At 61.0% G+C, this 10,035-nt stretch carries 11 protein-coding genes; 7 read left to right on the forward strand and 4 right to left on the reverse strand.

The window, feature by feature from the left end:
* Nucleotides 1-25: 25 nt before the first annotated feature.
* From ACT53T_RS22800 to ACT53T_RS22815, 4 genes are all read right to left on the reverse strand, one after another.
* Nucleotides 26-1,675: a cytochrome-c peroxidase gene (locus tag ACT53T_RS22800; RefSeq protein ID WP_476162984.1), complete on the reverse strand. Its 1,650-nt coding sequence runs from the start codon at nt 1,673-1,675 to the stop codon at nt 26-28.
* 36 nt (nt 1,676-1,711) lie between these two features.
* On the reverse strand, nt 1,712-2,473 hold the full coding sequence (locus tag ACT53T_RS22805) for a transporter (RefSeq protein ID WP_476162985.1): 762 nt from the start codon (nt 2,471-2,473) through the stop codon (nt 1,712-1,714).
* 335 nt (nt 2,474-2,808) lie between these two features.
* Nucleotides 2,809-3,441, reverse strand: a complete 633-nt coding sequence (locus ACT53T_RS22810) for a tyrosine-type recombinase/integrase (protein WP_476162986.1) — start codon at nt 3,439-3,441, stop codon at nt 2,809-2,811.
* A 603-nt stretch (nt 3,442-4,044) separates the two neighbouring features.
* Entirely contained in the window at nt 4,045-4,857 is an 813-nt protein-coding gene (locus ACT53T_RS22815) for a hypothetical protein (protein ID WP_400767141.1), read from the reverse strand.
* Between the two features lie 348 nt (nt 4,858-5,205).
* On the opposite strand from ACT53T_RS22815, the gene ACT53T_RS22820 reads away from it, so the two are divergent.
* From ACT53T_RS22820 to ACT53T_RS22850, 7 genes are all read left to right on the forward strand, one after another.
* Nucleotides 5,206-6,171 (forward strand): OmpA family protein, encoded by a 966-nt coding sequence (locus tag ACT53T_RS22820; RefSeq protein WP_400767144.1) that lies wholly within the window; start codon nt 5,206-5,208, stop codon nt 6,169-6,171.
* Between the two features lie 13 nt (nt 6,172-6,184).
* Nucleotides 6,185-6,595 (forward strand): DUF3617 domain-containing protein, encoded by a 411-nt coding sequence (locus ACT53T_RS22825; RefSeq protein WP_476162987.1) that lies wholly within the window; start codon nt 6,185-6,187, stop codon nt 6,593-6,595.
* 68 nt (nt 6,596-6,663) lie between these two features.
* Nucleotides 6,664-7,068, forward strand: a complete 405-nt coding sequence (locus ACT53T_RS22830) for a hypothetical protein (protein WP_476162988.1) — start codon at nt 6,664-6,666, stop codon at nt 7,066-7,068.
* A gap of 450 nt (nt 7,069-7,518) precedes the next feature.
* The gene (locus ACT53T_RS22835; protein ID WP_400767152.1) at nt 7,519-7,968 is read left to right on the forward strand and encodes an IS6 family transposase; all 450 of its coding nucleotides are present in this window, start codon (nt 7,519-7,521) and stop codon (nt 7,966-7,968) included.
* A gap of 123 nt (nt 7,969-8,091) precedes the next feature.
* The gene (locus tag ACT53T_RS22840) at nt 8,092-8,301 is read left to right on the forward strand and encodes a hypothetical protein (RefSeq protein WP_476162989.1); all 210 of its coding nucleotides are present in this window, start codon (nt 8,092-8,094) and stop codon (nt 8,299-8,301) included.
* A gap of 730 nt (nt 8,302-9,031) precedes the next feature.
* Complete coding sequence (locus ACT53T_RS22845; RefSeq protein WP_476162990.1) at nt 9,032-9,553, forward strand: GNAT family acetyltransferase; 522 nt, start codon at nt 9,032-9,034, stop codon at nt 9,551-9,553.
* 57 nt (nt 9,554-9,610) lie between these two features.
* Nucleotides 9,611-9,982: a hypothetical protein gene (locus ACT53T_RS22850; RefSeq protein WP_476162991.1), complete on the forward strand. Its 372-nt coding sequence runs from the start codon at nt 9,611-9,613 to the stop codon at nt 9,980-9,982.
* The last annotated feature ends 53 nt before the right edge of the window (nt 9,983-10,035 follow it).

The raw sequence follows: 10,035 nt of genomic DNA on the forward strand, positions 1-10,035 counted from the left end.
GCTCTCGCGCAAGCGCCGCACTTGCTCATCGGCGTGCGCCCGACCTCTGGCATGAGCCGGGCAGGAACTCGCGGCCGTGCTGGTCGATCGCGCACAGCCGCAAGCCATCGGGGTCTGGATCGCTGGCGTTCGGAATCCACTGCGCCAGGCATTTATTGTTCTTGAGGCACGGATCGGTGAGGGATTTCAGGAAGCTCAAAATATCGGCGACCTGTCCGTCGGTCAGCTCGACATCACGAATGACTCCCGGCATCCCGTCCTCGCGCTGCGAGCGAAGCATGTCGAGCGCATTTTGCGTGTGGTCCTTGGCGAATTTCGAGTTGATCGGCCCGCCGCTGGCCGGGATCGTCTTGTAATCGAAGCTCGCGACGGCGCGCTCGACATTGAGATGATGCCGGACGATGTCCTCGAGCGTGTTGTAGACCCCGCTATGGCCGAAGGGCGCCGTCACCTCGACGCCGAGAAGCGTCGGCGTGCGATAGGCGTATTTGTCGTCGCGATGGCCGGTGATATGTCCGCGGCCCCAATCGTCGATGCCGTCCTCGATCGTGTTGAGGTCGGTCTTGCCGCGGCCGATCTGCGGAACCGCGAGCACCCAATATTTCTCGTCGGTGAAGAAATCGCCGGAATGGCAGGAGGCGCAATTGGCGCCGCCTTGCTCGGCCGTCGCGAAGAACAGACGCGCGCCGCGCTTGGCCGACTCGCCGATCGCATGGCTGTCGCCGCGCACATAGGCGCGCCAGGGCGTATGGGTGAAGGTCATGGTCCGCTCGTAATCGGCCATGGCGATCGAGATGTTGTTGGCCGTCACCAGCTGCTCGGGCGGCGATTGATAATCCTTGAAGCCGGCGCGGAACAGCGGCAGCCATTCGTTCTTGGCGAATTGATCGTTCGGATCGCCATAGCCGCCGAAGCGCGCCGCGAGATTTTGGCGCACCTCGAGATCGGTGGCTCCGGGCGTCTGCGGACTGCCGGCTCCCCCATAGGCCTTGCCGCGCATGGCGGCGTTGACCGCGGTCGGGAACATTCCATGCCCGGAGCTGATCGGCATGCCGGCTTTGAATTTCTCCTCATAGGAGATGTATTCCTGCCGCGGCAGCATGAAATTATTGAACATCCCCCGCACCGGCGGCGAATCGACCGGCGCGACGATGCGGCCGTCGACGCCGCTCATGCCGGGCGTGCCGGTCGTGCTGAACACAGTGCCGTCCCAAGTGATCGACTGGTCCCAGAAGGCGAGGCCGATCAGCGTCGGCGAATTGCGCGGCATGGCCGAATCGCCCGTTCCGAAAGGAGGGAATGTGCCCGGCCTGTCGACGCGCTTGCGGCCGGGGCCGAGCAGATCGGGATTATTGGCGCCGACGCCGACTGGCAGAGGCAGGGCGTCGCCGAAGCCGAGCATCGGATGATGGCAGCTGGCGCAGGCGACATCCTTTGCTGGGCTCATGCCCTTCGACCAGAACAGCAGCTTTCCGAGCCGCGGCAGCGGGTCCGACAACGCAGGGATCGGCAGCTTACGGCTATCGACGGCGTCGCCGGTGAGATGATGCTCGGCGATATAGGCGCGCAGCTCTCGATCGAGAGACGCGCCGCCGCGCCCGTCTTCACTCGCCGCGGCGCCGACAACGGCGCTCGCCGACAGAATGGCTCCCGCGAGAACGGTTCGGATGTCCATCGAATTCTCCCGCTCGTCCGAGCTTTAAATGTTGAGCTAGCGCGCCGCGAGCGCCTCTGCGGTATTGGAGGGCGCGGGCGCGGCGGGCGTGTAGATCGGGATGATGAACTGTATGCCGAGCCGCGTGTCGCGCGCCGTGTTCTTCGCATAAAATGTGTGAGACAGCTTGATTTGCGCGCTGATCTGATTGCCGATCAGATAGCCGTAGAGCGCGCCGAGCGCGACCGAGCTCTGTCGGTTCATATAGCCGACCGAAGGCTTGTCGAGATCCACCTCGCTGAAGGCGATGAAGCCCCATTCGGCGCGTCCGTCGCGCTTGATCGCCGTCAAATCGAAATTCAACGTCTGTGGCGAGCTGGCGAATGGATTGGTGTGCCCCGTCGCATAGAAGCTGTTGAGCGTGATGTTCCAATTGTCGCGCAAGTAGGTAATTGCGAGATTCTGCTGGAACGCCGTGAAATCAGTGCCGAGCGCGCGCGTCAGCGGGGAGCCCGTCGATATCCATGCGCCTTCGCCGATCGCGACATTGAGTCCGTGGCCGAGAAACCACGAAAACCATGAGCCGACATAAGAATTGTAAGTGCCGATTCGATGCAGGCCCTGCATGTTGACGTTGGCGACGACGAGCGGCACGGTCTTGAATTGCACGCGCGCGCCAGCGACCTCGAGCGGCGTGGAAAAATTAAGAAAGGCCGGCACGCCCATTGTCGAATTGAACTTTTCATCGGCGCCGGAATTGAAGGCCATGACGCCATAGAGCCCAGGCTCTGGAGCCCAGCCCTCCGGCAGGCCCGCCATTAGTCCCGGCTGCTGGATCGATCCAGCGAAAGATGGCGCGCTGCCCAATGCCGATAGAAGAATCGACGCTATGACGATATGAGCGCGCGCAAAAGTACCGGCGCCAAAGCGCCTCCAATTCAACATACGCCCGCCCCCGCGAAGCTTGACCGTATCAATAAACGATTAATCGTTGCGGTGAAGCCAGATGTCAATCCCGACCGGGAGTTGCAACTTTCGCGAGGGCCGGCCAGGCGCTTGCCCGAGCCGCCCCGACCTGACGGCTGACGCCGCATAGACATGCTCGCGATGAGGCGGACGAATGCGTTCGTGTCCCACCGCGATACTGGTTCGGTTCAAAGATCGACTTGCTCTGAAATGCTGAGAGCGTCGTCAACCTCTATGCCGAGATAGCGTACGGTGCTTTCCAATTTGGAATGCCCCAACAAAAGTTGGACGGCGCGCAAATTTCCCGTCTTTTTGTATATTTGAGCCGCTTTGGTCCGTCGCATGGAGTGCGTCCCGTAAACCGAACCATCGAGTCCGGCGCTCGCCACCCATTTCTTTACGATGCGCGCATATTGCCGGGTAGAAATGTGAGCCCGCGTCGTGAAGCGGCTCGGGAACAGATACTCCGCTGTCACGGCGGCTCGTCGGTCCAGCCAATCCAGGACCGATAGCCGAGTTTGCTCGGTCAGCTCGAACTGGACTGGGCGACCGGTTTTCTTTTGGATCACGACAGCGCGGTCGCGCACGCGGCCGCCGACGCAGACGTCGTTCACTTGCAGTCGCACGAGGTCGCAGCCTCGCAGCTTGCTGTCGATAGCGAGGTTGAACATGGCGAGGTCGCGCTTGCGGTCTTCGAGCTGCAAGCGAACCCGGATGGTCCAGACGTCCTTTGGCCTCAGCGGGCGCTTTTGGCCGAGCAGGCGTCCCTTGTTCCAAGAGGCATGATTGCGCAGGGTTCTGGTTGAATCGGGAGTCGGCATGATTGTCCCCGTCGGAGCCAACCCCTTCCTCCCAAAGCGCCCATGAAGTGGGCGACGCAGATATATGTCCGCCGAACTGGCTTTCCACATTCGGGAACGAACATTCTTATGAGACGGAAGCCTGGCGCGAATAGGATGCGCATTGCTCGGCCTTGGTCCCGGATAGCGCGAATGTCTGCTCTCTGGGTAACCGGACGCCGACCTCACGGGTTGAACGGTCTCCTTTGGGTCACAATTCCTCCTTCGCCATCGGGAAGGGGGAACTCGCGCCAGAAGTGGCCATTCGATCTGGACGATGTGAAGGTCCTCTTTCCCTGGATTTCGCGGACGTTCGCCACGCCGCATATCCCGTGGCCCGGTTGAAGGTCTATGCCCCCTGCTGATTGGGGGGCAAAGCGTCGAGCCGAAAGCTTCGCTTCAGTGATCTCGCTGCACCTCCGGCGTAGCGGGTTCGATCAATACGCAACCTCGCGAAACCTTATTATGGTTCGATGTTTCCTCGATGGGCGCGGCGCTTGCCGGGTGGCGCTCAGTTCTCGGCCGGCGAGGACAAGCGCTGCGGCAGCGTCATCGTCGTGGCCGAGCCGCCCTTCGCCCAGGCGATCAAGGGCGTCCGAGGTTCAGTTCTCTCGTGAGCTTCTCCCAGCTGTCGACGCCCGCGGCCGCATAAATCGCAGCGAGATGTTTCTTCAAAGCTTCGTTGCTGATTCCCGTTTCGGAGAGGCTGTCTCCGCGCGATCCCCCGAGAGCTGCGACAAGGGCGATTTTCTGTTGAAGCGGAGAAACGTCGAGTGCGAGCACACGATCGATCGTCTCGAGCCGTCGAGGCTCTTCCAGTTCGAGCGTGACGAGAACCTGCTCGGCGCCATTCTCCGGCGCTGGAGCCATCAAGCGACGCGCCGTCACCTCGAGGCGGCCGCCGGGGATCGGCAGCGTTTCGCGCACGATCGCTCGGCCCTGGAGCTTTGCGCACAATTCGCGCACGACGCGGGGCGGCGAGCGGATGGGTCCACAAAGGCGGATCTCCTGTCCCACGAGCGTGCACATCTTCAACAGCAATTCGGCGTCTTCATCGAGCATCGACAAGCGCTCGCCGGAGACATCGATCAGCATGTGTCCCCTTCTTGCGCTGCAACTCCAGACTTGTTCTGTCACAGCCGAGGCGATGGCCTGCTGCAAATAGGGCGTGACCTGCTCCAGCGCGGCCGCATCGGTCGTCTCGAAAGCGCGTTGACCGCCGCGAAACAGCAGCACGACGGCGCGCGCGCGACCCTCGAGGTCGATTCTCAGGTCGAGACTGTGATGATGGCCGCTCGCCCTGACCAATAGGTTGTAGGTGTTGGAGGAGAAATAGGCTTTGTCCGGCCGCGCGATGCGGCCGACGCGCGGCCCCGGCGTACGCGCCAGCGCCGTCACGTTCAATTCGGCCGGACCGATGAACAGCCGCTCGAATTCATTGACGAACAGATCGCGCGCGCTCTCCGGCGAGTCCTCATGGAAGAAGCCCTGGGGAAGGCCGTTTTCGTCGAGCCAGAAAATCGAGGCCGCATCGGCTCCGACCAGCTCGCGAATCTGGCGGCAGGCTGCGGGGGCGACCGGCGCAATCCCAGTCCCGGCGCGGCACAAAAGATCGAGCGCATGGAGTTTGCGCCGGGCCATGTTCTTCTTGGCGGGCATTCGCGCGGACCTCCCCGCGCGGGGAATAGCATTCGACAGTCTGAGCGCCTAGACCTCGCTTCCGGCAAATCGGGCGGGAGCAGGAATATGTCGAAACGCGAGTTGTTGTTTCCCGCGATCACACTGATCTCGCTGGCGCTCTACGCTGGATCGACCCGCGCCGCCGATGTTCGCGGATCGCAGGATCATCCTCTGGTCGGCCGCTATGCCGGCTCGGAGATCACGGCCTATAAGCAGTCGCAGTTCGGCGAAACGCGACTGCTCGACCGTCCGATGAATCTCAAAGCTACCGGCGACAAGCTGGCCGGCGTCAGCCTCACGCTGCAGGGCAGGATCACCGCCATACGGTATGACGGGCCGAAGGATCGCTCGGCCCTCGAAATCGAACAAAATTTCAAATCCTCTCTCGAGACGAAAGGGTTCGAAATTCTGTTCGAATGCGGCAATCAAACGTGCCTCGGCGGCGAAAATTCCTATTTTCGTCTCGGCGGGGAACTCGAAGGAGCCATGGTCAATGCGCGCTTCGGCTCAGGCGTGCGTTATGTGCTGGCCAAGCTCGCGCGCGCGGAAGGCGATGTCTACGCCGCCATATTGGTGGGCGAAAGCCGGAGCGCTCCGATCATCTCGGTCACGACCGCAGAACTGAAGCCGATCCAAGTCGACAAAATTGTCTTTCTCGACGCCGGCGCCATGGCCGCCGGGCTCGGCGCCTCGGGCCGCGTGGCGCTCTACGGCATATTCTTCGACACCGACAAGTCGGATCTGAAGCCGGAGTCGAAGCCGACGCTGGTCGAAATCGCCAGGCTGCTCGCGGCCCAGCCCGGCTTGAAGCTGATCGTCGCCGGGCACACCGACAATCAGGGGGAGTTCGCCTATAATCTCGGCTTGTCCGATCGCCGCGCCAAGGCCGTCGTCGCCGCCTTGACACGCGATCACGGCGTCGATCCCTCACGGCTCACATCTTTCGGCGCCGGCATGTCGTCGCCGATCGCCCTCAACAATAACGACGTCGGACGGGCCAAGAACCGTCGCGTCGAACTGGTCGAGCGATAAGGACATGAGAACCATGAAGAGAATGACATTCGTCACATTGGCGCTGTGCGCCGTCGGTCCGGCGATAGCGCAGGAACGTCTGGAGCCCGGCTTGTGGTCGGTGACCCCATTGCTACGGGGGCAGCCGATCGGCGCGGCCACCGAACGTTGCATCACCGCGGAAGAAGCCAAGAGCGCCAATGGCGATGAAAAAGGGATCGCCGCCGCCCTCGACGCGGAAAATCGGAAAGGCAAATGCACGATCAAGGATCTGAAAATCGACGGCCTGAGAATCCGCTTTGCCACTGTCTGTCAGGGCATGGCCATGGCGTCCGACCTCACTTACGCCAAGACGAGCTATGAAGGGACGATGACGATGTCGGGACCGGGAGGCGATCAGCAGGTCGTCGGGACCAGGGGCCGGCGCATCGGCGCATGTCCTTGACGGGAGGCCAGGGGTTGCACGCTCGGTTTTTCGTTCCGCTGGCTGTTGGCCTGGGACTCTCGTCATCCATGGCCTTCGCCGGCGAGGATGTTTTCTTTGAGCCCAAGCAGGGTTCGGCGGAACGCGCGGCCATCCTCGACGCGCTTCGCCCCTCCGCCGAGGCGGCGTTCGGCAAGCCGATCGAGTTTCGCGTCCTCTGGCTCCGCGTCGCCAAGGGCCATGCGCTCCTCCGCGCGCATCCGCAGCGACCCGGCGGCAAGCCCATCAAACTATGGGAGAGCTGCGAGCAATCGGCCGAGGAGTTGGAGCTCGAGGTTTTGATGCGGCGGACCAACGAAAGCTGGCGGATCGTGCTGCCGACAAATGGCCGGCCGAATATTTGCGGCGACGATGTCACGGTCACGGACTCTGCGTTGAAGGAGCTGGGGCTGCCGCCACAACTCGCTGGCCACGACAAATATCTCGCGGAGTGAAGCGCGGCTCGTCTGCGCTGACCTGCCGCTGAAAAATCCGGCTGTGGCGCAAATTTCACGAACGGCTATCTCGGAAACCGAGCTTACAGCGCAGATACCAACGCACGCAGCGAGAGATGATCTCGCAATCGAAATGGCCGCCTTTGAAAAGATCGTCGACGCTCGACATCACGATCACCACGGAAATATCGCTCCTCGTATTGAGCGAGTATGCCCGTGTCAGGAGCCATCGTGGCTTGAGAATATCCGAATCCGAATCGAAAAAGCCATTAAACATGACAATGTAGGACAATAAAATTCTCACGTTTGATGGTTCTTCCTCACTTCCTGTTGCGGTGAGCGCTACACAGGAAGCAAGCGCGCACGAAGGAGTTCTGGTTCTGTCGCAGATTTTTGTCGCGGGTCGTTTTGGGCTATGATTTCCAGCATCACGGCAGGCGGAATTGCGCTATGATCGATTTCAAGGGCAGCCATTTTGAACGAGACGTCATCCTTTGGGGCGTGTGCTGGTATGTCGCCTACTCGATCAGCTATCGGCAACTTGAGGAAATGATGGAAGAGCGCGGCGTCGAAGTCGACCATTCGACGCTCAATCGCTGGGTCGTCAAATACATGCCCGAACTCGATTGTCAGTTCCGTTCCCCCAAGCGCCCAGTCGGCTCCAGCTGGCGATTGGACAAGACCTATGTGACGATCAGAGGTCGTTGGAAATATCTTTATCGGGCCGTCGATAAATCCGGCGACACGGTGGATTTCCCGGTGATGGCCAAGCGGGAGGCCCCCCTTCATCGTCCGGAGCGGGGAGGTCGCGCCAAAAGGGGACCTTCGCCCTGCTCGAGCCGTAGGTCGGCTTTCTTTGGACTTCGCGGACGTTCGCGGCGCCCGATCGGCTGGAGGTGAGTTTCGTTCCCCCGATGACGGTCGCGGGGTCGCTATGCGAAGTCGGCGACGCGCGAACGACTGAAGTCGCGGCAATCAATTTCCAAAGCGACCTCCCGGGACTGACGACTTTTGGAGAAGATAATGCTGACCGCGGAAATTATCGATCACGTCCTGCCCATCGACAAAGCCGCCGCGAAGGCCTACGCCGTCATCGCGGCGAGCCGTCGGGCAACCATTCATGGAAGCCGATTGCCAGATCGCCAGGGAACCGCGGTGGCGACCCGAAATGTCCGTGATTTCGGGAGCTGCGACATTCTGATTATCGACCCTTTCCATGCTTCGCGAGCGTGAACCGCCTCTCGGGACTCGTTGCGCGGCGCGGATGATCAATGGAATGATGGCTGCTGCGCTATCGGGGACGCCTGGAAATCAAGATCATCGCATCAGTACGGACCACTTGAAATGAGCTACGAGCTCGCCAGGCAGCAAGCAAGGCGCCGGGGCTTCGGGAGAAAGGCGGATACACTCTTCGCTTGGTCAAGCGGCGAAGACAATCGATACTACGCGCCTATCGGTAGTAAAAAAAACGATGGTGGCGCTCGCGCTTTGGAATGGTTCTCCTCGTCATCTTGACCGGCCACAGCGCGACCAACCGACGGATCCCTGGCTCGGCGACGTCTTTTTTCCGCCGGCCCGCGGTCGCCGCAGACTTCGCCTGTCCATATTATGGCAATTACGGGTTCGGCGCACTCACAAACCCATTCACGACTCGACAGGCAGTTACAGACACGCTCCTGCCGACACCGAGTATGCCTATGCGTGCTTCCGTGCGATCGGTGGCGAGATGTGCCTGCTCTATGGGCCGACCGCAATGGGAGCGAAATGCTCGTGTCGAGCGCCGGCTGGGCGGGCATATTGATTAGTCGTCCGAATATCGCGCGATTTTGCATCGAAACCGCAACGAGTCGCCGCGAAATGAATGTCTGGACTTTGTTCGGCTCGACACGCTTTGCGCGCCGCGTCGCTTCCGGTCGAGTGAATAGCGCCGCCTCGAGGCGAAACCGCAGGGAGGATCGGCTGAATGATGGCGCTTCTGTCACGGGTGACATTCGGGATCGTGAGCGCAATGTTGATGCTGCTGGCTCTAGCGCTCGTCGCATTTGGCGCGCTCGAGCTGATCGCCGATCTGAAAAAGTCCTGGCACGAGGGCGGCAATGCGCTTCTTACTGCGATCGGCTATGTCGTCATCGCGATAGCCGTCTTCGACGTCGCCAAATATTTCGTGGAAGAAGAAGTCATACGACGCCCTGGGACGCTCACCGCGTCCGAGGCGCGGCGCAGCCTTGCAAAGTTTATCTCGACGATCGTCATCGCCGTGTTCATCGAAGGTCTGGTCATCGTATTCCAGGTGAGCAAGGACGTAGCGCAAATGCTCTCTCCGACAGCTCTGCTCGTGACAGCCGTTCTCATCGTGCTCGGACTTGGCGCTTACCAGCGACTGAACGTCGAGGTAGAGCGCCAAAGCGACCGAAAGGAGCAAAGCAAGAGCGGCGACGACAAAGACGAGCGGGTCGACGCTCGATCACGGCCACGCTCGACATGAGGCGCTGCGTGGAATTCGCTAAATGTGGGTCCGCCCCACGAAAACTGGAGCACGGCCATGAAACTTCGCATCGGCTATGAGCTTCGATACGACTTTCCGCAGCCGACGCCGGCCATTTTGATTCTCAACGTGCATTTCACACGCGTTTCCGATCTCTCTTGTCCCGACCATATTTCGATTACCCCTGCGGCTCCAATCTCGGGATACCGCGACAGCTTCGGCAATTGGTGTAGCCGCGCTGTTCTCGGGCCGGGCCGCACGCTCATCTCGACCGATACTCTGATCCGCGACTCCGGCTTGCCGGATATCGTCGCTTCGGGAACTTACCAATCGCCGGTAGAGAGCTTGCCGGAGGAAACACTGCTCTTCCTGTTGCCGAGTCGCTTCTGCGAGAGCGACCGACTTCTAGGCTCAGGACTCATTGATTGAGATAGAAGGCGACGGCGGCGGCGATACATATAGCCGAGAAGAAGGCGTGTGCG

Source organism: Methylosinus sp. DMC45, from assembly GCF_056313885.1.

What these genes read in the sequence shown, in the direction of transcription:
- ACT53T_RS22800 (WP_476162984.1), bottom strand. Translation starts at nt 1,675, where the DNA reads ATGGACATCCGAACCGTTCTCGCGGGAGCCATTCTGTCGGCGAGCGCC.
- ACT53T_RS22805 (WP_476162985.1), bottom strand. Translation starts at nt 2,473, where the DNA reads ATGGCGGGCCTGCCGGAGGGCTGGGCTCCAGAGCCTGGGCTCTATGGC.
- ACT53T_RS22810 (WP_476162986.1), bottom strand. Translation starts at nt 3,441, where the DNA reads ATGCCGACTCCCGATTCAACCAGAACCCTGCGCAATCATGCCTCTTGG.
- ACT53T_RS22820 (WP_400767144.1), top strand. Translation starts at nt 5,206, where the DNA reads ATGTCGAAACGCGAGTTGTTGTTTCCCGCGATCACACTGATCTCGCTG.
- ACT53T_RS22825 (WP_476162987.1), top strand. Translation starts at nt 6,185, where the DNA reads ATGAAGAGAATGACATTCGTCACATTGGCGCTGTGCGCCGTCGGTCCG.
- ACT53T_RS22830 (WP_476162988.1), top strand. Translation starts at nt 6,664, where the DNA reads ATGGCCTTCGCCGGCGAGGATGTTTTCTTTGAGCCCAAGCAGGGTTCG.
- ACT53T_RS22835 (WP_400767152.1), top strand. Translation starts at nt 7,519, where the DNA reads ATGATCGATTTCAAGGGCAGCCATTTTGAACGAGACGTCATCCTTTGG.
- ACT53T_RS22840 (WP_476162989.1), top strand. Translation starts at nt 8,092, where the DNA reads ATGCTGACCGCGGAAATTATCGATCACGTCCTGCCCATCGACAAAGCC.
- ACT53T_RS22845 (WP_476162990.1), top strand. Translation starts at nt 9,032, where the DNA reads ATGATGGCGCTTCTGTCACGGGTGACATTCGGGATCGTGAGCGCAATG.
- ACT53T_RS22850 (WP_476162991.1), top strand. Translation starts at nt 9,611, where the DNA reads ATGAAACTTCGCATCGGCTATGAGCTTCGATACGACTTTCCGCAGCCG.